This window comes from Streptomyces sp. NPDC051207, from assembly GCF_040682395.1.
In the GTDB taxonomy this organism is placed as follows: Bacteria; Actinomycetota; Actinomycetes; order Streptomycetales; family Streptomycetaceae; genus Streptomyces.
Genome location: NZ_JBFBAX010000013.1, coordinates 29,276 through 48,850 on the forward strand (window position 1 = coordinate 29,276; position 19,575 = coordinate 48,850).

Here is a 19,575-nt window from a genome sequence, read left to right on the forward strand (position 1 = left end):
GCCGCCAGCCGGCCGGCGTCCAGGCCGGGAGCCGTCTGCCGAGACGGCGCATCTAGACCTGGGGAGTCGCCTGCTGGTCCAGCGCCTCGGCCGGGGTAGTCGCCTGCCGGGTCGGCGTCTTGGCCGGGGTAGTCGCCTGCCGGGTCGGCATCTCCGCCCGGGGTTCCTCCCGGCGCCGACCCTGCGCCCTGGACCGGGCCCCGGGCCCCCGCCCCTGCGTCAGTGCCGCCCCCGCCAGGACGATCAGGGCGCCCACCGGGGTCGACCACGTCAGGGATTCGTCCAGGATGGCGACGCCCGCGGCGGTGGCGATCACCGGGATGAAGTAGGTGACCATCTGGGCGGTCGTCGGCCCGACCTCGGCGACCAGGCCGTACTGGAGGAGTACGGCGAAGCCCGTGCCCAGCGTGCCCAGGGCCGCGACCGCCAGCAGGGGCACCACCGGCAACCCGTCCGGCGCGTCCGTGAACAGCGGGGTGACCACGGCCAGCTGGACCGTCGCCAGCATCAGCTGCGCGCCCGTCAGGGACAGGTGGGAGTGGCTGGAGCCGGCGAGCGTGCGGCGGACGTAGATCCAGCCGATCGGGTAGCTGAGCGAGGCCAGCAGGGCCATCGCCGTGCCCGTGGCGTCCAGGCCCGCGAAGCCCTGCCAGGCCCCGAGCACCGTCAGGACGCCGAGGAAACCGATGCCGAGGCCGGCGACCCGCAGCCGCGTCGGCCGGTCCTCCGACAGCGCGACCAGGGACAGGGCCATGCCCCACAGCGGCGAGGTGGCGTTGCAGATGCCCGCCAGAGTGGACGGGATGGTCAGTTCCGCGTACGCGAACAGGGAGAACGGCAGTGCGTTGAGCAGGAACCCGGCGACCGCCAGATGGCCCCAGGTGCGCGCCCCGCGCGGCAGCCGGTCCCGTTTCACGGCCATCGCCGCGGCCAGCACCGCCGTACCGAACAGCAGGCGGCCGAGCGTCACCTGGAACGGGGCGTAGCCCTCCGTGCCCACCTTGATCAGGAGGAAGCTGAAGCCCCAGATCAGGGACAGGACGCCGAAGCGCAGGCGCCAGTCCAGTGCGCGGCGGGGCGGGGCGGTGACCGGAGGCGGGGAGGCGGTGGCGCTGCTCATGCGGACCACCATGCCCGCCGACAACCTCGTAGCACAATCGAGATTTCGCGCGGGACATCTCGTAGCATCGCTTACATGTTGAACCTGGAGCGCCTGCGCACCCTCGACGCCCTCGCCCGGCACGGCTCGGTCAGCGGCGCCGCCGAAGGGCTGCACATCACGACGTCGGCCGTCTCCCAGCAGTTGTCCAAGCTGGAGCGCGAGGTCGGACAGCGGCTCCTCGCCAAGAACGGGCGCGGTGTGCGCCTCACCGACGCGGGCCGGCTGCTCGCCGAGCACGCGGCCCGCATCCTGTCCCAGGTCGAGCTGGCGCAGTCCGACCTGGAGGCGCACCGCGGTCAGGTCGCGGGCGAGCTGCGGCTGTCGGCGTTCCCGACGGCCGCGCGCGGCCTGTTCCCGTCGGCGCTCGCCGCCCTGCGCGCCGACCACCCGGACCTGCGGGTGCGCTCCCGCGAGCTGGAACCGGAGCACGGCGTGCGCGGCGTCGTGCGCGGCGACCTCGACCTGGCGGTGGTGCTCGACTGGTACAACAAGCCGATGCCGGTGCCGGACGGCCTGGTCAAGGCGCAGCTCCTGGACGACCCGGCCGATGTGGCGGTGCCGGCCGGGCACCGGCTCGCGGACCGTGCCGAGGTGGACCTCGCCGAGTTCGCCGAGGACGAGTGGATCACCTGGGGCGAGGGCGAGTTCTGCCACGAGTGGCTGATGTTCACGCTCCGCTCCAAGGGCATCGAACCGATCGTCGGCCACCGCGCCGCCGAGGCCCACACCCAGCTCGGCCTGGTCGCCGCGGGCCTCGGCGTGTGCATCGCCCCGCTGCTGGGCCGCCGCCCCGTCCCGCCCGGCGTCGTCACCGTCCCGCTCAAGCAGCGGGTGCGACGGCACGTCTACGTCGTCTGGCGCGCGGACGCCGACCGCCGCCCGTCGATCCGGGCGGCGGTCGCGGCACTGCGGACGGCGGCGGAGCAGCTCGGCTGAGGCGGCAGACCCGGGCGGCCGGGTGCCGGCCGGGAAGATCTCACCGGGACAGCCGGCTCGCGGACGTCCCAGGGCACGGCCGACGGGCCGCGCCTGCCGTCAGGCCAGCGAGATGGAGTCGCCTTCGACGGTGATCCGCTCCGCGGGGAGCGGTTTCGTCGCGGGCCCCTTGCGCACACTGCCGTCGCTGACGGAGAACGTGCTGTTGTGGCACGGGCAGACGATCACGCCGTCCGCGACGCCCGACACCGCGCAGCCCTGGTGCGTGCACTTCGCCGAAAAGGCCTTGAACGTGCCCGCGGTCGGCTGCGTGACCACCACGCCCTGCTCCTTGAAGACCTTCCCGCCGCCCTCCGGGATGTCGGAGGTCTTCGCCAGTACGACGCCGGACCCGCCCGGGGACTCCGTGCCCGCGCCGCCCGACGACGACCCGTCCGGCGACGTCCCGGCGTCCGGCGACGACCCGTCGTCCGATCCGCACGCGGTCAGGGCGGCGGCGAACCCCGCCGCCCCCACCGCCGCCACGACGGTCCGACGGGCGGGCCCCGGCGCGGGACGGTGCGCCGCGGGCTGAGACGATGCGCTGGTCATGGTGGATTTCCTTCCGCCGGCCTGCTCGTGCTGCCTTCCTATGATCCATACCCTCTTACGGTCCGCGCGCCCGGACCGTTCAGCCGTCGCGGAACATCCGGCGCCGCCCTGGTCCCGAGCCGCCCCGGCCCGCACCGTCCCGACCGTCGTCCGGCTACGGGCCGCGCAGGATGTCCGTGGTGATGTCCGCCAGTGACTTGCCGGTGCGGAAGGCTTCGGCGCGCATGAGGGCAAGCGCGTCCTCGGGGGTGAGCCCCTGCCGGGCCGCCAGGGCGCCGACGGCACGCGCGGTGTCGAACCAGTGGGCGCGGACGATCTCTTGCGGCTCCCAGGCCGGTGCCCGGGCCCCGGTGATGATCATCTCGCGGGTCGGCAGGAGGGCGGCCGCCACGGCGTCGGCCACGTGCGACGCCTGTTCCAGGGCCTCCTTGCTCAGAGCCTGGGAACGGAGCGCCAGCAGGTCGACCGTTCCCAGGACGTAGTCGCCGAAGAAGACGGGGAGCGCGTACACCGACCCCACCTGCGGCAGCCTCTCGCGCATGGTCGCGCCGAAGAGGGGCCAGGGCGACAGCTCCTGGCGCAGGTCGTGCACCGCCACGGGTTCACCGGAGTGGGCGGCGCTGATGCAAGGGCCTTCCAGCACCGTGAACTGGATCTCCTCCAGCAGGAGCGCCGCGTCGTCGGAGGCTGCGAGCAACTGGCGGGAGGGGGTGTCGGTGAGCAGCGAAAGGGTGGCGCCGTCCATGCCCAGCCCTTCGCACAACGCCCCGCACACCGCCCGTGGGACCTCCTCGGCGGGTGCCTTCGCCGCGGCTTCCGCGACCAGCCGCGCCGCCTTGACGGCTTCGGCCGTCATCGGACCCACCGCCGGCCCGGTACGGACGGGAGTGTGCGATGCGCCGTCTGCGGATGAGAAGCCATGCCGGCGGAGTACCCCGGCTTGCCGTGACGACGCCGACCGCGGCTGCGTCGCCTGTGGTGGTGTGTCGCCTGTGGCCGCTTTCTGCCGGTCCGGCCGGGTGCCCGGCCGCGTCGGCGGAACGACGGCACAAGACCAAGGGCCGGGGCATGGGTCGCCGCCTGGCTGCGCGCCGCCCCCGTCAAGGAGAGATCACATGGAGAACGCCAAGTCGCGCAGGGGAGAGCAGGGCCCGTGCGAACGCCCCCGGACGCCGTCATGCTCGCGGCGTCCGGGGGCGTTCGCACCCGCAGCCCGTTGCCCCGTCGGCCCGGTCACTGACCGGGCCGACGGGGCAACGGGGCGGTCTCAGGCGCGCCGTCGGGCCCACAGCGGGGTGACGAACGCGATGAGGACGGCTGCGACACCGATCTGGAAGATGTGGCGGATCCAGTCGATACCGCCGGTGTCGCGCACACCGAAGGCGGTGGCGAGCGCGTTGCCGGCGACGGCGCCGATGATGCCCATGATGACTGTCAGCCACAGGGGGATGGGCTGACGTCCGGGGACGACGAGCTTGGCCAGCAGGCCGATGATGAGCCCGGCGATGATCGCCCAGAGGAACGACACGACAACTCCTTCCGTTCACTGCCCTTTCGAGCACCCCACGTGTGCCCACCGGAGGTCGACGTAAGCGGCGTCGGCACCAGGAAGTTCCACGCGGGGTCCTGGAACGCGACATCTGGTGCGGCCGCCGCGGCGCGGTTCGCCTAGCCGCGGCGGCGGAGGGGATGGCTGCCGTACCAGTCCAGGCACAGCACGGTGGCGTCGTCCTCGAGGTGGCCTCCGCAGGCGTCGCGGACGGCGGTGGCCAGGTGCCGGGTGGCCTCGCGCGGGTGGCGGGTGCGGGTGTCCCGGATGAGCGCGGGCAGGTCCACACCGGCGGCCCTGCGCTCCTGCATGCCGTCGGTGAGCATGAACAGCCGGTCCCCCGGGCGCAGGTGCAGTTCCTGGACGCGATAGGCGGTGGGCGAGGCGACGCCGAAGGGCAGGTTGGCGAAGAGGTCCAGTTCCTCGACGGTGTCGTCGCGCAGGAGCAACGGCCGCGGGTGGCCGGCGTTGACCAGGTGCACCCTGCCGCTGTCGAGGGAGATGCGCAGCAACTGGCCGGTGGCGATGCCGCGGTCGTGGTCCAGGAGTGCCTGGTGCGCTTGACGGGCCTGCTCCGCGATGTCGTGTCCGGCGCGCCGGGCGCCGCGCAGCGCGCCGAGCAGGAGGGTGGCCAGCAGGGCGGACTCGGTGTCGTGCCCCATGGCGTCGGTGATGGACAGGTGCAGCGTGTCCGTGTCCAGGGCGTAGTCGTAGGTGTCACCGCTGATGTCGTCGGCCGGTACCAGTCCGCCGGCGAGGGCGAACTGTTCGGCCTCGCAGCATGAGGCGGAAGGCAGCAGCTGATGCTGGATCTCCGCGGCAAGGCTGATGGGCGTGGTGCGTCGGCCCCAGTGGTAAAGGTCGGTGAAACGCCGGTCGGTGACGATGATGTACGCCAAGGCGTGCGCGGCTTCGCCGACTTGACGCAGCACCGTCTCGTCGACGTGCGGCAGCGTCATCTCCAGCACCCCGACGCAGTCGCCGCGGTTGGTCACCGGCGAAATGGCCAGGTGGCCGCCCTCCTCGTCCGGTTGGACGTGGAGACGCTGGGACATCAGAACCTTCTCGTGCACACTGCCGCGCAGGCCGATGCGCGTCGGTCTGCGTCCGTTGTGCGTCCTGTCGGCGGTCGTGAGCTGGACGAGTTCCTCGCCGACCAGGTCGACGAAGAGGAACGACACGCAGGTCGCCCCGAATCGCTTGAGCAGGTTCCGTGCCACCACGTCGACGGACTCCACCGGCGACGCTTCCTCCGCCTCCGCCAGTACGTCTTCCAGTCCCAATACTCCGTCCACAGCCGCCTCCCTCGGTTCCCGTTGCTTCTTCCCCGAGACGGCTGCCTTTCACGTCGCGGCCTGTGACGCACCGTGTTCACGGGTCGGGGTCGGCGGTGCGAGCTGCCGTAAGAGAGGGTGCCGACTGCCAAGTTTCCGACGACGGCGTTCGGCTCGGGACCGCCCACGATCACCCTGCGTTACTATGTTCCCCTCGTGCGGCGTTGAGGGGACAGGTGGCCAAGACATGCTGGAAGAGGTCACCGCGACCCGCTACATCACGCCCCTGCGGGAGGGCGGTTCACTGCCGGGACTCGTCGAGGCCGACGACCTCCGGACGTACGTGCTGAAGTTCACCGGCGCCGGGCAGGGCCGCAAGACGCTGGTCGCCGAGGTCCTGTGCGGCGAACTCGCCCGCCGGCTCGGCTTCCGGGTGCCGCGCCTGGTGACGGTCCACGTCGATCCGGTACTGGGCCTCGGCGAACCCGACCAGCAGGTGCAGGAACTGCTCAAGTCCAGCGGCGGCACCAACCTCGGCATGGACTTCCTGTCCGGCGCGCTCGGCTTCGACCCGCTCGCCTTTCGGGTGGGCCCCGAGGAGGCCGGGCGGATCGTCTGGTTCGACGCGCTCGTCAACAACGTCGACCGCTCCTGGCGCAACCCCAACCTCCTCGTCCACCGGGGCGAGCTCTGGCTGATCGACCACGGCGCCACCGTGATCTGGCACCACAACTGGCCCGGCGCCGAAACCTCCGCGGCCCGCCCCTACGACGCCTCCGAGCACGCCCTCGCCCTCTTCCGCCCGGACGTCGCCGCGGCCGCCGCCGACCTCGCGCCGCTCGTCACCGCCGACCTCCTCGCCGAGGTCACCGCCGAGATCCCGGACGCCTGGCTGACCGGTGAGCCCGGCTTCGACACCCCGGACGACCTGCGCCGGGCCTACGCGCGGCCCCTGCTCGCCCGCGCGGCCGTCGTCCACCAGCGCATCAAGGAGGCCCAGTGACCGGGCGCCACATCATCAGGGCGGGCCAGGGCGGCGGCCGGGACGTCTTCGAGTACGCCCTGCTGCGCGTCGTCCCGCGCGTCGAACGCGGCGAGTGCGTCAACGCCGGCGTGCTGCTGTACTGCCGCGCCAAGGCCTTCGTCGTCGCGCGCACCCACCTCGACGAGGCACGCCTGCTGGCCCTCGACCCGGACGCGGACGTGGCGGGCGTCCGGGCCGCGCTGCGCGCCGTCGAGGGTGTGTGCGCGGGCGGCGAGGCCGCCGGGCAGGCGGGGCAGGACGACGCCGGACGCCGCTTCCGCTGGCTCGTCGCGCCCCGCTCGACGGTGGTCCGGCCGGGCCCCGTGCACACCGGCCTCACCACCGACCCGGCCGCCGAGGCGGAACGCCTGCTGGACCTGCTCGTACGGTGAGCCGTCGGGGAGCAGTGCGCAGGCTTCAGCTCCGGCGCCGCTTCACCCAGTAGGCGGTCCCCAGCGCCGCACCGGCCACGAACACCGCGCCCGCCGCGAGGTCCCCGGCGCTCGGCCCGCCCGCCGACGAGCCGCCCACTCCGCCCCGCACGCCACGGCTCGCCGGGGCGGTCTCGGGAGCCGTGGGCCCGGCCGGAGTGGAGACGGGGACGGTGGGCACCGCGGTGGGGGTGGGCGCCACGGTCGGGGTCACCGGCACGGACGGAGTCACCGGCACGGACGGGGTCACGGGCACGGACGGAGTGGGCACGGACGGAGTCACCGGCACGGACGGCGAAGCCGGTCTGGGCGAACTCGTGGACGACGTGAGGCCGCCGCGCCGGGGCAGCGCCTCACAGGCGATCCCGTCGTCCGGACCGGGGTCCTCGTCGAGTCGGTGGGGATCGCTCGGATCCAGGTCGAACACGGCCTGCGCCTCCTCCTGGGAGGTGAAGTCGCGGCAGTCGAGGTCCTGGGCATGGGCGGGATGGGCCAGCGGAACGGCCGAGGCGAGCGCGATCAGCGTGCCGATGACACTGGTGCGACGGCGCATGGTGCGCCTCCTTTCCGGCCACGAATGGCTCGGACCTCGACGCTAGGAGCCGTCCGCTGCCGTCGCGCGCGGCCGAGGGCCGATCGGGTGCTTCCCGCCCGCGCGGGCGGGACCCGGCGCGGGCCGGGCGCGGAACGGTCCGGGGCCGGACGCGCGGGGAATGGATCACACGCGCGTGGTGTGCCGTTGACACCGGGTGCCAGGGCTTCTAGCGTCACGTCTGCCGAAGGTACTAAGCGGTCGCTCACCCATGGGTGGCGTGCCGCACGAGAGCCGCATCCCTAGGGCGAGGAGAAGCAGCAATGTCCACCACTGAGCAGCGGGTCGCAGTCGTCACCGGTGCCGCGCGCGGCATCGGCGCCGCCACCGCCGTACGACTGGCCGAAGAGGGCCGCGCGGTCGCCGTGCTCGACCTCGACGAGGCCGCCTGCAAGGACACCGTCGAGAAGATCACCGCCGCGGGCGGCAGGGCGATCGCCGTCGGCTGCGACGTCTCCGACGAGGCGCAGGTCGAGGCGGCCGTCGCGCGCGTCGCCGAGGAACTGGGCGCGCCGACGATCCTCGTCAACAACGCGGGTGTGCTGCGCGACAACCTGCTGTTCAAGATGAGCGCCACCGACTGGGACACGGTCATGAACGTGCACCTGCGGGGCGCCTTCCTGATGTCCCGGGCCTGCCAGAAGCACATGGTCGACGCCGGCTTCGGCCGCATCGTCAACCTCTCCTCGTCCTCCGCGCTCGGCAACCGCGGCCAGGCCAACTACGCCGCCGCCAAGGCCGGTCTCCAGGGCTTCACCAAGACCCTCGCCAAGGAGCTGGGCAAGTTCGGCATCACCGCGAACTCGGTCGCCCCCGGCTTCATCGTCACCGAGATGACCAAGTCCACCGCCGAGCGCGTCGGCATGGGCTTCGAGGAGTTCCAGGCCGCCGCCGCCTCGCAGATCCCGGTGCAGCGCGTCGGACGGCCGGACGACATCGCCAACGCCATCGCCTTCTTCACGGGCGACGCGGCGGGCTTCGTCTCCGGCCAGGTGCTGTACGTCGCCGGCGGACCGCTCAACTAAGGGAACACGCACATGACTTCCGTGGAACTCTCGGGCAAGGTCGCCCTCATCACCGGCGCCAGCCGCGGCATCGGCTACGGCGTCGCCGAGGCGCTGGTCGCGCGCGGCGACCGGGTCTGCATCACCGGCCGCAACGAGGACGCCCTGCAGGAGGCCGTCGAGAAGCTCGGCGCCGACCGGGCCGTCGGCGTCGCCGGCAAGGCGCACGACGAGGCCCACCAGGCGGTCGCCGTCGAGCGCACGATGGAGGCCTTCGGCCGCGTCGACTACCTGGTCAACAACGCCGGCACCAACCCCGTGTTCGGGCCGATCGCCGACCTGGACCTGAACGTCGCCCGCAAGGTCTTCGAGACCAACGTCGTCTCCGCGCTCGGCTTCGCCCAGCGCACCTGGCACGCCTGGCAGAAGGATAACGGCGGCGCAATCGTCAACATCGCCTCCGTCGCGGGCCTCGCGCCCTCGCCGTTCATCGGCGCGTACGGCGTCAGCAAGGCCGCGCTGATCAACCTGACCGTGCAGCTGGCGCACGAGTTCGCGCCCAAGGTGCGGGTCAACGCGATCGCCCCGGCCGTCGTCAAGACCAAGTTCGCGCAGGCCCTGTACGAGGGCCGGGAGGCGGAGGCCGCCGCGGCCTACCCGCTGGGCCGGCTCGGCGTACCCTCCGACATCGGCGGCGCCGCCGCGTTCCTCACGTCGGAGCAGTCGGACTGGGTCACCGGGCAGACGCTCGTCGTCGACGGCGGCATCTTCCTCAACGCCGGCGTGGCCTGACCCCCCCCCGCGGCAGCGGTGCGGGCGCCCGTACGGCGGACGGCGGGCGCCCATACCGGCACGGGGGGGGCGGCGAGGGCCGACAACGTGGTCAAAGACGCGTCGATCAAGGTCACAGCGTCCGGGGAGGTCCGGTCGGCCCGGTGCTGCGGTATCGTCTGCCGACCCTTGGTACGGCAGATCGAGGAGCGTGCGCGTGTTCAACCGGAACCGAGGCCTGCGGCGGATGGCGGCCATCGCGTCCATATCATCGCTGGTGGCCGGGTGCGGTGTCCTGTCTTCCGATACCCCGGACGACGAGGGGCCAATCGTACTGGGGACCACCAGTCCGCCGAGCACGCTGGATCCTGCCGCCTCGTGGGACAGCTCCTGGGAGCTCTTCCGCAACATCTACCAGACGCTGCTCGCCTACCCCGACGGTGCGACCACGCCCCAGCCGGACGCCGCCGAGGAGTGCGGCTTCACCGACAGCTCGAACCAGGTCTACCGCTGTGAGCTGCGCGAGGGCCTGACCTTCTCCAACGGGGACCCGCTCGACGCGGCGGCAGTGAAGCACTCCATCGACCGGATCCGGACCATCGAGGTCAACGGCGGTCCCGCCGGTCTGCTCAGCAGCCTCGACCGGGTGCAGGCGCCGAGCGACCGCGAGGTGGTGTTCCACCTCAACAAGGCCGACGCCACCTTCCCGTTCGTGCTCGCGACGCCCGCCATGTCGATCGTCAACCCCGCCGAGTACCCGCCCGACGCGCTGCGCAAGGACGGCAAGGTCTTCGGCTCCGGGCCGTACGTCCTCGAGTCCTACCAGGACGGCAAGAAGGCCGAACTGGTCAAGAACGACCGCTACAAGGGCTTCGCGGAGCACCAGAACGACGCGGTGACCGTGCACTACTTCGCGGACTCCGCCAGCATGGTCAAGGCCCTGCGCGCCAAGCGGATCGACATCACCTACCGCGGTCTCGCGGCCGGTGACATCGTCGCCCTCCAGAGCAAGAACTCCCAGGAGGAGATCCAGATCGTCGAGGGCTCGGGCACCGACATCAACTACCTGGTGTTCAACCCGAACGACCCGATGGCGAACAAGAAGCCCGTCCGGCAGGCCATCGCCCAGCTCGTGGACCGCGCCGCCATCGCGCACAAGGTCTACAAGGACACCGTCGTCCCGCTGTACTCGATGGTCCCCAAGGGCCTCACCGGCCACACCACCGCCTTCTTCGACGACTTCGGCGAGCCGGACGCCGCCAAGGCGCGCAAGATCCTCACCGAGGCCGGCATCACCACGCCCGTCCCGCTCACCTTCTGGTACACCACGGACCGGTACGGCTCCGAGACCGGCCTGCAGTTCAAGGAGATCAAGCGCCAGCTGGAGGAGTCCGGCCTCTTCGAGATCACCCTCAAGAGCCGCCCCTGGAAGACCTACGTGACGGGCTACCAGAAGGGCGAGTACCCGGTGTTCGGCCGCGGCTGGTCCCCGGACTTCCCGGACCCGGACAACTTCATCGCCCCCTTCGTCGGCGAGCAGAACGCCCTCGGCACGCCCTACCCGGCCACCAGGATCACCAGCGATCTGCTGCCCCGCTCGCGCCGGGAGAGCGACCGCGGCAACGTGGTGAAGGAGTTCGAGGAGGCCCAGGAGATCCTCGTGAAGGACGCGCGTCTGCTGCCGCTGTGGCAGGGCAGGCAGTACGTGGGGGCGAGCGAGGACATCTCGGGCGCCGAGCGGGCCATGGACCCGTCGACGATCATGATGATGTGGGAGCTGCACCGCAAGACCAGCTGGTAGCGCACGGATGTGCGGTCCGCCGGGCCGGTTGTCAGTGGCCGCCGGTAGGTTCTGAAGCCTGAAGTGACCGCACACCGTAAGGACGTTGACGTGACCGACATCGCCATGCTGCCCGAGTCCTGGCGCGGGGTTCTGGGCGACGAGCTGCAGCAGCCCTACTTCAAGGAGCTGACCGAGTTCGTCGAGGAGGAGCGGGCGAGAGGTCCCGTCTACCCGCCGCGCGAGGAGGTCTTCGCGGCCCTGGAGGCGACGCCGTACGACAAGGTGAAGGTGCTGATCCTGGGCCAGGACCCCTACCACGGCGAGGGCCAGGGCCACGGCCTGTGCTTCTCGGTCCGGCCCGGCGTGCGCGTCCCCCCGTCCCTGCGGAACATCTACAAGGAGATGCACGAGGAGCTGGGCATGCCGATCCCGGACAACGGCTATCTGATGCCGTGGGCCGAGCAGGGCGTCCTGCTGCTCAACGCGGTGCTCACGGTCCGCGCCGGTGAGGCCAACTCGCACAAGGGCCGCGGCTGGGAGAGGTTCACCGACGCGGTGATCCGCGCGGTGGCCGAGCGGCCGGACCCGGCCGTGTTCGTGCTGTGGGGCAACTACGCGCAGAAGAAGCTGCCGCTCATCGACGCCGAGCGGCACGCGGTGGTGAAGGGGGCGCACCCCTCGCCGCTGTCGGCGAAGAAGTTCTTCGGCTCCCGGCCCTTCACGCAGATCAACGAGGCGATCGCACGGCAGGGCCACGAGCCGGTCGACTGGCGCATCCCGAACCTCGGCTGACGCCCGCCGCGCCGGGCCGGTCCGTCACCGGGCCGGCCCAGTGCCGCCCGGAGCGGCCTGACCGGGATCGTCCGTGCCTGCCGTTAGCGTCGGATCCGACCAGTCGGTGAACGCGGAGGACACGGTGGCTGAGCGACAGGAGCAGGCGGCACCGGATGCCGTGATGACGCGGATCGGCCAGGTCGTGATGCTGCATCACGCCGGGGACCGCGAGGAGGCCCGGCAGCGCTTGCTGGGCCTGTGGGCCGAGATCGGCGAGGACGGCGACCCGCTGCACCGCTGCACGCTGGCCCACTACCTGGCCGACACGCAGGACGACCCCGCCGACGAACTGGCCTGGGACCTCAGAGCGCTGACCGCCGCCGAGGAACTCACCGACGACCGCCTCGCCGCCCACGAGCGCGCCCTCGCCGTCCGGGCCCTGTACCCCTCCCTGCATCTGAACCTCGCCGCCGACTACGTCAGGCTCGGCCACCGCGACGCCGCCCGCACCCATCTGCGCCGCGCCCGCGAAGCGTCCGGGTCCCTCGCCGACGACGGCTACGGCAACGGCGTACGGGCGGCGATCGGGCGGCTGGAGGCCCGGTTGCGCGAAAGCCCCGGGGACGGCGGCCCCGGACCACGGCCCCCGCGGCAGCGACCGTAGGGGGCGGTCCGCCGTCTTCTCAGCGCCCGTGGGTCCGTCGGCACATGGAGGCGAAGCCCCGGGGACGGCGGGAGCCGCAGGGGGAGAGGCCGCCGCCGGTCAACGCCCCTGGGTCCGTCGGCAGATGGCGGCCTCCGGGCTGTCCCGGCGCCAGCCGCCGTACACCTCGCCCAGCGCGCACACGTCGGTGGTGCCGGGGACCTGCTTGCGGATCAGCTCGGGCAGGGCCGGAAGGTCGACGCGCGGCCGGCGCGGCTCGGGGCGCGGCGACCGGGTGCGCGGGGCCTGCCGCGCCCGCTCGGGCTGCTGGGCCCGCTGCGGGACCGGTGCCGCCGGGCGGCGGGTGGCCGGCCCGGCCGGTGCGGCCTCGCGGCCGGGGGAGACGCGGGCCAGGGCCTCGCGGGCCGGGGCCTGCACGATCCGCGGCTCCGCCCGGCCGTCCGGCCGGGGCAGGGGCGGCCGGACGGGAGCCGTCGGCGGAGCCGGTGCGGGCGGGCGCGGAACCGTCACACAGCCGGTCAGGGCGGAGACAGCCACGGTCATCAGGAGCGTCGCTGTGGTCGTCGTTCGATGCACGGGCGCCACTCTGCTGGATCGGCGCGCGCCGGGGACACCGGACCGGCGCGCCATGCCCCGCACGGGTGATCTCCCGCCCCGTACGGAGGGCGCGGCGGCGCCAGGACGACACGGCCCGGACGGTGTCAGTCGCCGGTGACGCCGTCGATGCGCTCGCGGAGCAGGTCGGCGTGGCCGTTGTGGCGGGCGTACTCCTCGATCATGTGGGTGAGGATCCAGCGCAGGCTGATCGGGCCCTCGGTGAGGCGGCTGCGACCCCGGGAGGTGTCGTCCAGGCCGAAGCCTGCCGCGTTGCGCCGGGCGGTGGCGATCTCCGCCTGCCAGGTGGCGTGGGCCTCCTGCCAGGTGTCCGCCCCGGTGAGGTGGAACTCGCCGTCCGGGTCGGCCTCGCTGTAGTAGATCGGGCCCGGGTCGTCGTCCACGAGCACCTTGCGGAACCAGATCCGCTCCACCTCCGCCATGTGCCGCACCAGCCCCATCAGGGTCAGCTCGGAGGGCGCCGCGGAGGCGGTCCTGAGCTGGGCGTCGTTCAGTCCTTCGCACTTCAGGGCCAGGGTCCGGCGGTGGTAGTCGAGCCAGCCCTCCAGCATGGTGCGTTCGCCGGCGGTGGTCGCGGGCAGGCGGCGCTCGGTCGTCATGCCCGCATCCTCACTCACGGGCGTCCGCTGTCTCCACCGGGTTTTCCGTCGCCGAGCATTCCGGCCAGCAACTCCCGCAGGCCCGCCCGCACGTCCGCCGGGCTCGGCACCTCGCCGCTGAACGACCCCGCGACGCACGAGAACATCAGCCCGTCCGCCCAGGCGACCAGCGACAGCACGTGCCGCTCCGGGCAGGACGAGCCCGCCGCGGTCACCAGGGCGGCCAGCTGCGTGCGGAACCGGGCGCCCGTCGCGTCGTAGGAGGCGCGCAGTGCGGGGCGGCGCGTCGCCTCCAGGGCCAGTTCGTAGCGGGCCAGCGTCAGGTCCCGGTTGCGGGTGAGGGCGCGGTGCGCGACGAGCGCCAGCGCGTCCACCAGGGCGGGGACACCGTCCCGCGGGTCGGGCAGTTCCTCCAGCGCCAGCACGCGTGCCTCCCGCTCGGCGAGGCGCCGCACGGCCAGCTCCAGCAGCGCCTGGCGGGTGCGCGCCACGTTCGACGTGGCGCCCTGGGGGAGTCCCGCGGCCTCGTCCACGGCCCGGTGCGTGAGCCCGCGCATACCGCGCTCGGCGAGCAGGGCCAGGGCGGCGTCGGCGACGAGGTCGGCGCGCGAGGCGCCGGTGGTGCGTACGGACATGAGCCTCAACCTACCCGTCCGACTACAGCTGTAGTACCGTCGGAGCCGCGAGACGCACTACAGATGTAGTCGGGGGTTTTCGTCGCAGCACGAGGAGGAGCCATGGCACAGTCCGGGCAGGCCGTGGTGATCGGCGGCGGGATCGGCGGCCTGACCGCCGCGGTGGCACTGCACCTGAGCGGCCGGCAGGTCACCGTGCTGGAGCGGGCCCGCTCCCTGGAGCCGGTCGGCGCCGCCATCTCCCTGGCCCCCAACGCGCTGCGCGCACTGGACGTCATCGGCCTCGGTGACGAGATCCGGGACCTCGCCGCCTGGCAGGGCGACGGCGGACTGCGCACCCCGGCCGGGCACTGGCTCGCACGCACCGGCGCGGCCACCGCCGCGCGGCGCTTCGGCGGCCCGCTCGTCCTGCTGCACCGGGCCACGCTCATCGACCGGCTCGCCGCCCGGCTGCCCGCGGGGACCGTCCGCACCGGCACCGCCGCCACCGTCGCCGACCCGGGCGACGCCGGCCGTCCGGCCCGGGTGCGCCTGCCCGACGGCGAGCTGGAGGCCGGCCTCGTGGTGGCCGCCGACGGCGTCCACTCCGCCGTACGCCGCGCCCTGTTCCCGCACCACCCCGGCGCCGGCTACGCCGGATTCACCACCTGGCGGGTCGTGATCCCCCTGCCCGGCGTGGAGTTCGCCCCGCACGAGACGTGGGGCAGGGGCCGCATCTGGGGTACGCATCCGCTGAAGGACGGCCGTGTCTACGCGTACGCCGCCGCCGTCGGCCCGGCCGGGCAGCGCGCGCCCGACGACGAACGGGCCGAACTGCTGCGCCGCTTCGGCGACTGGCACGAACCGGTCCCCTCCGTGCTTGCCGCCGCCCGCCCGGGAGACGTGCTCCGGCACGACGTCCACCACATCGCCCGACCGCTGCCGGCCTTCCACCACGGCCGGGTCGTGCTCGTCGGCGACGCCGCGCACGCCATGCCGCCGACGCTCGGACAGGGCGGCAACCAGGCCATCGAGGACGCGATCGTGCTCGCTCACCACGGCGACGACCTCGCCGCGTACACGGCCGCCCGGCTGCCCCGCACCGCGGCCGTCGCCCGTCGGGCCGTGCGGATCGCCCGGCTCAACATGACGGCCGGCCGCGCCCGCACCGCCGTCCGCGACGCCTCGATGGCCGCCCTGTCGGCCGCCGCACCCGCGCTGTTCCTGCGCGGCTTCGACGGCATCGCCGACTGGCGGCCACCCGGGGACGGCGTCCGCCCGGCCGGAGCCGGGAGCGGGGGACGCCGTAAGCTTCGGCGGGACACCGCAGGCAACCACTAGAGGAGCACACCCCCGTGAAGGTCGGCTGCATCGGACTCGGCGACATCGCGCAGAAGGCCTACCTCCCCGTCCTCGCCTTCCTGCCCGGCGTCGAACTGCACCTGCACACACGCACGCCCGCGACGCTCGCCCGGGTCGCCGACGGACTCCACCTGCCGCCCGCGCAGCGGCACACGGACCTCGGCGCGCTGCTCGCCCAGGACCTCGACGCCGCCTTCGTACACGCGCCGACCGCCGTCCACCCCGAGATCGTCACCCGGCTGCTCGAGGCGGGCGTGCCGACCTACGTCGACAAGCCGCTCGCCTACGAACTCGCCGACTCCACGCGGCTCGTGACGCTCGCCGAGGAGCGGCAGGTGAGCCTCGCCGTCGGCTTCAACCGGCGCTTCGCCCCCGGGTACGCGCAGTGCGCCGACCACCCGCGCGAGCTGATCCTCCTGCAGAAGAACCGGATCGGGCTGCCCGAGGAGCCCCGCACGATGATCCTGGACGACTTCGTCCACGTCGTCGACACGCTCCGCTTCCTGGTCCCCGGCCCCGTCGACGACGTGACCGTGCGCGCCCGCACCGAGGGCGGCCTGCTGCACCACGTCGTGCTCCAGCTCGCCGGGGACGGGTTCACCGCGCTCGGCGTGATGAACCGGCTCAGCGGCTCCGCCGAGGAGATCCTGGAGGTCTCCGGGCAGGACACCAAGCGCCAGGTGGTCAACCTCGCCGAGGTGATCGACCACAAGGGCCAGCAGACCGTGCGGCGGCGCGGCGACTGGGTGCCGGTGGCCCGCCAGCGCGGCATCGAACAGGCGGTCCTCGCCTTCCTCGACGCGGTGCGCGCGGGCAAGCCGCTCAGCGCCCGGGACGCGCTCCAGACGCACGAACTGTGCGAGCGGGTGGTGCGGGCGGTTCAGCAGCGGGCCGCCTGAACCGGACCGCCCGCACACCCTGCGCCGCCCACCAGGCGGCGAGGACCAGCAGCGCGGCGTGCGCCGGCCAGTCGCCGAAGCGGACGTACGGCGTGGTGCCGTGCGCCAGCGGCACGTCGTACACCCGCGCCCCTTCGGTGTCCGTGCCGAGCCAGGGCCCGGCACGGGTCCCGGCCGGGCCGTACACCGCGGAGGTGCCCGTCAGCGTCGCGTGCACCATCGGGCGGCCGGTCTCGGCGGCCCGCAGCGCCGCGAGCGAGGCATGCTGCGCGGGAGCCCAGCTCTGCTGGAACGTCGACGTCGAGGACTGGGCGAGCAGCACGTCCGCGCCGTCCTCGGCGAGATGGCGGCTCATGTCGGGGAACGCCGACTCGAAGCACACCATCGGGCCGATCCGCAGGCCCTCCCCGGCGTCCATCACGACCTGCCCGGTGCCGCGCCTGCGGTCCTCGCCCGCCGCCTCGCCGACGGAGGTCGCCCAGCCGAGCAGGGAGCGCGCCGGGACGTACTCGCCGAACGGCACCAGGCGCATCTTGTCGTAGCGGTCGCCGGTCGGGCCGTCCGGGCCGACCAGCACCGAACTCTTGTAGATGCCGGGCTTGTCAGAGCGCCGCGCGTCCACGTTGACCAGGATCGCCGCACCCGTGGCGCGGGACATCGACGCGAGCCGGTCCGCGAGGTCCGGCCGGTCGCGCAGGTCGAAGCCGACGCTGCTCTCACCCCACACCACCAGGTCGACGTCCTGGCCGGCCAGCCGCCGGGTGAGCCGCTCCTCGCGGTCGAAGCGCCGCTCGCCGCTGTCCGGGCCGGCGACGACGCCCGGCTGCACGACGGCGATCCGCACCCGGTCGTCCACGTCGGGGCGCGGCGACCACACCCACACGGCGGAGGTGGCGGCGGCGGTGACGACGAGCCCCGCCACGGCGGGCACGCGGGCCCGGCGGACCGCGACGAGGACGGCCACCGCGACGTTGACGGCGACCACCAGGAAGCTCAGCAGCCACACTCCGCCGACCGACGCCAGCCGCAGCGCCTGCTCGACCTGCCACTGGCTCGCCCCGAGCATGCCCCAGGGTCCGCCGAGGCCCTCCCACGACCGGACCAGCTCGGCCAGCAGCCAGCCCGACGGCAGCATGACAAGGGCCGCGCCGACCCCGCGCCGGGACGGCGTGCCGCCCAGCAGGCGCCGCACCAGCAGGCCCCACGGCGCCCACAGCGCGCCGAGCAGCGCGGCGAGGACGAACGTGAACACGTGCAGGTTCGGCAGCAGCCAGTGATGCATCCCCAGCATGAAGCCGAACCCGCCCCACCAGCCGTCGTACGCCGCCCGCCGTGCCGTCGGCGCGCCGCGGACCAGCAGCAGCCACGGCACCAGGGCGACGTACGCCCACCACCACAGGGCCGGGCCGGGGAAGGCCAGCACGGGCAGGGCGCCCGCCAGTGCCGCGGCGGTCGAGCGCCGCACGGGGGAGGCGAGCCAGTGGCCGAGCGTCTTCATGCGCGCCTCCTACCCCGCGGTGCCGTCTCCAGTGTGCGCCCCGCGGAAGATCCGCGGCACAGGGCGCCGGATCAGTCGACCACAGGTGCCGCGGACGGCACGGAGGCGCGGCTGCGTGGCGCCACCCGGCGCCCGCCACGGCCGGAATATTCGGTGGCCGCCCGGGTGGCGCGGGGCCGAGGCTGTCGGCATGAACGATCAGCCCGCCCAGCAGGAGCCCAGGTTCCGCGTCCGCGCCCGCCACACGGACACCACGGTCACCGTCTACCAGGCCTACCGCCCGGAGATCGGCCGCCCGGCCGCCCGCACGGGCCGCTTCCCGGCGACCTGGAAGCGCGACCGCATGACGTGGATCAAGCCGTCGTGCGTGGATCCGCGTGGCCAGCGGGGTGACGTCCTCGATGCCGGTGATCCACTCGTCGGCGTAGCGGGCCGCGGCCTCTCCCCGAGGCCCAGTTGCAGGGACCGGTGGGGCAGCGGGGTGAGGCGCAGGTCGCGTTCCGGGTCCCACTGCACCCGCGCGGGTGCCTGCCTCAGCTGCCGCTCGCTGGTGCGGGCCGGTGAACTCGACCGCGCCGCCGCCCTGCTGCCGCACGAGCGGCCGTATCCCCTGGACGACGGCGTGCCGGCCCGTCTGAGAGGCTGAGGGCGCACGACCGGCCGCACCCGTGGAGGTACCTCATGTCCCGTCCCGTGACGGTGGTGACCGGCGGCAGCCGGGGCATCGGCGCCGCGACATGCCTCAGGCTCGCGGCGGACGGCCACGACGTCGTCGTGGGGTACGTCCGGGACACCGGGGCCGCCGAGGCGGTGGCGGACGGTGTGCGCGCGGCGGGGGCGCGCGCTGTGACCGTGCCGGTGGACACCTCGGCCGAGGCCGACGTGGAGCGCCTCTTCGACACCGCCGAGCGGCACCTCGGGCCGGTGACGGGGCTGGTGAACAACGCCGGCGTGACCAGCACGCTGGGGCGGCTCGTGGACGCGGACCCCGCCGACCTGCGCCGCGTCGTCGACGTCAATCTGCTGGGCACGCTGCTGTGTGCGCGGCGGGCCGCGCAGCTGATGGCGGTGCGCGGGCACGGCGTGATCGTCAACGTGTCGTCGGCCGCCGCGACGCTCGGCAGCCCGGACGAGTACGTCCACTACGCGGCGACGAAGGCCGCCGTGGACGCGCTCACCGTGGGCCTGGCCAAGGAACTCGGCCCGGACGGCGTCCGCGTCAACGCGGTCGCGCCCGGGGTGGTCGAGACGGAGATGCACGCGGCGATGGGCGACCCGGACCGCCCGCGGCGGCTGGCGTCCGGCATTCCACTGCGCCGGCCGGGCCGCGCCGAGGAGATCGCGGCGGCCGTGTCCTGGCTGATGTCGCCGGACGCGTCGTACACGACGGGGGCGGTGCTGCGGGTGGCGGGCGGACGCTGAGGGCCGGGCCT

General features: G+C 73.5%; 21 protein-coding genes and 2 pseudogenes. 12 read left to right on the top strand and 11 right to left on the bottom strand.

What is annotated here, in order from left to right; translation table 11 throughout:
* Positions 1-52: 52 nt before the first annotated feature.
* The gene (locus tag AB0M97_RS15320; protein ID WP_365961334.1) at positions 53-1,120 is read right to left on the bottom strand and encodes a DMT family transporter; all 1,068 of its coding nucleotides are present in this window, start codon (positions 1,118-1,120) and stop codon (positions 53-55) included.
* Between the two features lie 75 nt (positions 1,121-1,195).
* Here AB0M97_RS15320 and AB0M97_RS15325 point away from each other — a divergent pair, with 75 nt between their 5' ends.
* The gene (locus AB0M97_RS15325) at positions 1,196-2,098 is read left to right on the top strand and encodes a LysR family transcriptional regulator (protein WP_365961335.1); all 903 of its coding nucleotides are present in this window, start codon (positions 1,196-1,198) and stop codon (positions 2,096-2,098) included.
* A 99-nt stretch (positions 2,099-2,197) separates the two neighbouring features.
* Here AB0M97_RS15325 and AB0M97_RS15330 read toward each other — a convergent pair whose 3' ends face one another.
* The 4 genes from AB0M97_RS15330 to AB0M97_RS15345 all read right to left on the bottom strand — a co-directional run bounded on the left by AB0M97_RS15330 (position 2,198) and on the right by AB0M97_RS15345 (position 5,533).
* Positions 2,198-2,689: a Rieske (2Fe-2S) protein gene (locus tag AB0M97_RS15330; RefSeq protein WP_365961336.1), complete on the bottom strand. Its 492-nt coding sequence runs from the start codon at positions 2,687-2,689 to the stop codon at positions 2,198-2,200.
* 154 nt (positions 2,690-2,843) lie between these two features.
* Positions 2,844-3,545 (bottom strand): GAF and ANTAR domain-containing protein, encoded by a 702-nt coding sequence (locus AB0M97_RS15335; RefSeq protein WP_365961337.1) that lies wholly within the window; start codon positions 3,543-3,545, stop codon positions 2,844-2,846.
* A 411-nt stretch (positions 3,546-3,956) separates the two neighbouring features.
* The gene (locus AB0M97_RS15340; RefSeq protein ID WP_365961338.1) at positions 3,957-4,217 is read right to left on the bottom strand and encodes a GlsB/YeaQ/YmgE family stress response membrane protein; all 261 of its coding nucleotides are present in this window, start codon (positions 4,215-4,217) and stop codon (positions 3,957-3,959) included.
* Positions 4,218-4,357: 140 nt separating this feature from the next.
* Positions 4,358-5,533 carry a PP2C family protein-serine/threonine phosphatase gene (locus AB0M97_RS15345; protein WP_365961339.1) on the bottom strand — a complete coding sequence of 392 codons (1,176 nt, stop codon included), beginning with the start codon at positions 5,531-5,533 and terminating at the stop codon, positions 4,358-4,360.
* Between the two features lie 226 nt (positions 5,534-5,759).
* On the opposite strand from AB0M97_RS15345, the gene AB0M97_RS15350 reads away from it, so the two are divergent.
* Both AB0M97_RS15350 and AB0M97_RS15355 read left to right on the top strand, forming a co-directional pair.
* Entirely contained in the window at positions 5,760-6,515 is a 756-nt protein-coding gene (locus tag AB0M97_RS15350) for a HipA family kinase (RefSeq protein WP_365961340.1), read from the top strand.
* The gene (locus tag AB0M97_RS15355) at positions 6,512-6,928 is read left to right on the top strand and encodes a DUF3037 domain-containing protein (protein WP_365961341.1); all 417 of its coding nucleotides are present in this window, start codon (positions 6,512-6,514) and stop codon (positions 6,926-6,928) included. Before AB0M97_RS15350 ends, AB0M97_RS15355 begins: the two co-directional genes overlap by 4 nt.
* Before the next feature lie 25 nt (positions 6,929-6,953).
* Here AB0M97_RS15355 and AB0M97_RS15360 read toward each other — a convergent pair whose 3' ends face one another.
* Entirely contained in the window at positions 6,954-7,520 is a 567-nt protein-coding gene (locus AB0M97_RS15360) for an excalibur calcium-binding protein (protein WP_365961342.1), read from the bottom strand.
* A 302-nt stretch (positions 7,521-7,822) separates the two neighbouring features.
* Here AB0M97_RS15360 and fabG point away from each other — a divergent pair, with 302 nt between their 5' ends.
* From fabG to AB0M97_RS15385, 5 genes are all read left to right on the top strand, one after another.
* The gene (gene fabG, locus AB0M97_RS15365) at positions 7,823-8,584 is read left to right on the top strand and encodes a 3-oxoacyl-ACP reductase FabG (protein ID WP_365961343.1); all 762 of its coding nucleotides are present in this window, start codon (positions 7,823-7,825) and stop codon (positions 8,582-8,584) included.
* A 12-nt stretch (positions 8,585-8,596) separates the two neighbouring features.
* On the top strand, positions 8,597-9,355 hold the full coding sequence (locus AB0M97_RS15370) for an SDR family oxidoreductase (RefSeq protein ID WP_365961344.1): 759 nt from the start codon (positions 8,597-8,599) through the stop codon (positions 9,353-9,355).
* 196 nt (positions 9,356-9,551) lie between these two features.
* The gene (locus tag AB0M97_RS15375) at positions 9,552-11,135 is read left to right on the top strand and encodes an ABC transporter substrate-binding protein (RefSeq protein WP_365961345.1); all 1,584 of its coding nucleotides are present in this window, start codon (positions 9,552-9,554) and stop codon (positions 11,133-11,135) included.
* A gap of 90 nt (positions 11,136-11,225) precedes the next feature.
* Entirely contained in the window at positions 11,226-11,909 is a 684-nt protein-coding gene (ung, locus tag AB0M97_RS15380; RefSeq protein ID WP_365961346.1) for a uracil-DNA glycosylase, read from the top strand.
* A 124-nt stretch (positions 11,910-12,033) separates the two neighbouring features.
* A complete protein-coding gene (locus AB0M97_RS15385; protein WP_365961347.1) occupies positions 12,034-12,555 on the top strand; it encodes a hypothetical protein in 522 nt (173 codons plus the stop codon).
* A 99-nt stretch (positions 12,556-12,654) separates the two neighbouring features.
* On the opposite strand, the gene AB0M97_RS15390 is transcribed toward AB0M97_RS15385, so the two are convergent.
* The 3 genes from AB0M97_RS15390 to AB0M97_RS15400 form a co-directional block, all read right to left on the bottom strand.
* Complete coding sequence (locus tag AB0M97_RS15390) at positions 12,655-13,131, bottom strand: hypothetical protein (protein ID WP_365961348.1); 477 nt, start codon at positions 13,129-13,131, stop codon at positions 12,655-12,657.
* 125 nt (positions 13,132-13,256) lie between these two features.
* Positions 13,257-13,769 (bottom strand): DinB family protein, encoded by a 513-nt coding sequence (locus AB0M97_RS15395; protein ID WP_365961349.1) that lies wholly within the window; start codon positions 13,767-13,769, stop codon positions 13,257-13,259.
* 14 nt (positions 13,770-13,783) lie between these two features.
* Positions 13,784-14,404, bottom strand: coding sequence for a TetR/AcrR family transcriptional regulator (locus AB0M97_RS15400; RefSeq protein ID WP_365961350.1), 621 nt, complete (start codon positions 14,402-14,404; stop codon positions 13,784-13,786).
* 102 nt (positions 14,405-14,506) lie between these two features.
* Here AB0M97_RS15400 and AB0M97_RS15405 point away from each other — a divergent pair, with 102 nt between their 5' ends.
* Entirely contained in the window at positions 14,507-15,724 is a 1,218-nt protein-coding gene (locus AB0M97_RS15405) for an FAD-dependent monooxygenase (protein WP_365961351.1), read from the top strand.
* A gap of 14 nt (positions 15,725-15,738) precedes the next feature.
* A complete protein-coding gene (locus AB0M97_RS15410; RefSeq protein ID WP_365961352.1) occupies positions 15,739-16,644 on the top strand; it encodes a Gfo/Idh/MocA family oxidoreductase in 906 nt (301 codons plus the stop codon).
* Here the strand turns inward: AB0M97_RS15410 and lnt are convergent.
* Positions 16,568-18,142 (bottom strand): apolipoprotein N-acyltransferase, encoded by a 1,575-nt coding sequence (gene lnt / locus AB0M97_RS15415; RefSeq protein ID WP_365961353.1) that lies wholly within the window; start codon positions 18,140-18,142, stop codon positions 16,568-16,570. The two genes, AB0M97_RS15410 and lnt, sit on opposite strands and share 77 nt — an antisense overlap.
* 190 nt (positions 18,143-18,332) lie before the next feature.
* Between lnt and AB0M97_RS15420 the strand changes: the two are divergent.
* A pseudogene (locus AB0M97_RS15420) lies at positions 18,333-18,506 on the top strand (DUF4291 family protein); the annotation flags it as partial.
* Here AB0M97_RS15420 and AB0M97_RS15425 read toward each other — a convergent pair.
* A pseudogene (locus AB0M97_RS15425) lies at positions 18,507-18,688 on the bottom strand (DUF4291 family protein); the annotation flags it as partial.
* A gap of 135 nt (positions 18,689-18,823) precedes the next feature.
* On the opposite strand from AB0M97_RS15425, the gene AB0M97_RS15430 reads away from it, so the two are divergent.
* Positions 18,824-19,564 carry a glucose 1-dehydrogenase gene (locus AB0M97_RS15430; RefSeq protein ID WP_365961354.1) on the top strand — a complete coding sequence of 247 codons (741 nt, stop codon included), beginning with the start codon at positions 18,824-18,826 and terminating at the stop codon, positions 19,562-19,564.
* Positions 19,565-19,575 lie beyond the last annotated feature (11 nt).

Bases quoted from the DNA above. Each gene is read 5' to 3' on its own strand.
- AB0M97_RS15320 (WP_365961334.1), bottom strand. From the start codon at position 1,120: ATGAGCAGCGCCACCGCCTCCCCGCCTCCGGTCACCGCCCCGCCCCGC.
- AB0M97_RS15350 (WP_365961340.1), top strand. From the start codon at position 5,760: ATGCTGGAAGAGGTCACCGCGACCCGCTACATCACGCCCCTGCGGGAG.
- AB0M97_RS15325 (WP_365961335.1), top strand. From the start codon at position 1,196: ATGTTGAACCTGGAGCGCCTGCGCACCCTCGACGCCCTCGCCCGGCAC.
- AB0M97_RS15405 (WP_365961351.1), top strand. From the start codon at position 14,507: ATGGCACAGTCCGGGCAGGCCGTGGTGATCGGCGGCGGGATCGGCGGC.
- lnt (WP_365961353.1), bottom strand. From the start codon at position 18,142: ATGAAGACGCTCGGCCACTGGCTCGCCTCCCCCGTGCGGCGCTCGACC.
- AB0M97_RS15400 (WP_365961350.1), bottom strand. From the start codon at position 14,404: ATGTCCGTACGCACCACCGGCGCCTCGCGCGCCGACCTCGTCGCCGAC.
- AB0M97_RS15370 (WP_365961344.1), top strand. From the start codon at position 8,597: ATGACTTCCGTGGAACTCTCGGGCAAGGTCGCCCTCATCACCGGCGCC.
- AB0M97_RS15430 (WP_365961354.1), top strand. From the start codon at position 18,824: ATGTCCCGTCCCGTGACGGTGGTGACCGGCGGCAGCCGGGGCATCGGC.
- AB0M97_RS15395 (WP_365961349.1), bottom strand. From the start codon at position 13,769: ATGACGACCGAGCGCCGCCTGCCCGCGACCACCGCCGGCGAACGCACC.
- fabG (WP_365961343.1), top strand. From the start codon at position 7,823: ATGTCCACCACTGAGCAGCGGGTCGCAGTCGTCACCGGTGCCGCGCGC.
- AB0M97_RS15360 (WP_365961342.1), bottom strand. From the start codon at position 7,520: ATGCGCCGTCGCACCAGTGTCATCGGCACGCTGATCGCGCTCGCCTCG.
- AB0M97_RS15335 (WP_365961337.1), bottom strand. From the start codon at position 3,545: ATGACGGCCGAAGCCGTCAAGGCGGCGCGGCTGGTCGCGGAAGCCGCG.
- AB0M97_RS15330 (WP_365961336.1), bottom strand. From the start codon at position 2,689: ATGACCAGCGCATCGTCTCAGCCCGCGGCGCACCGTCCCGCGCCGGGG.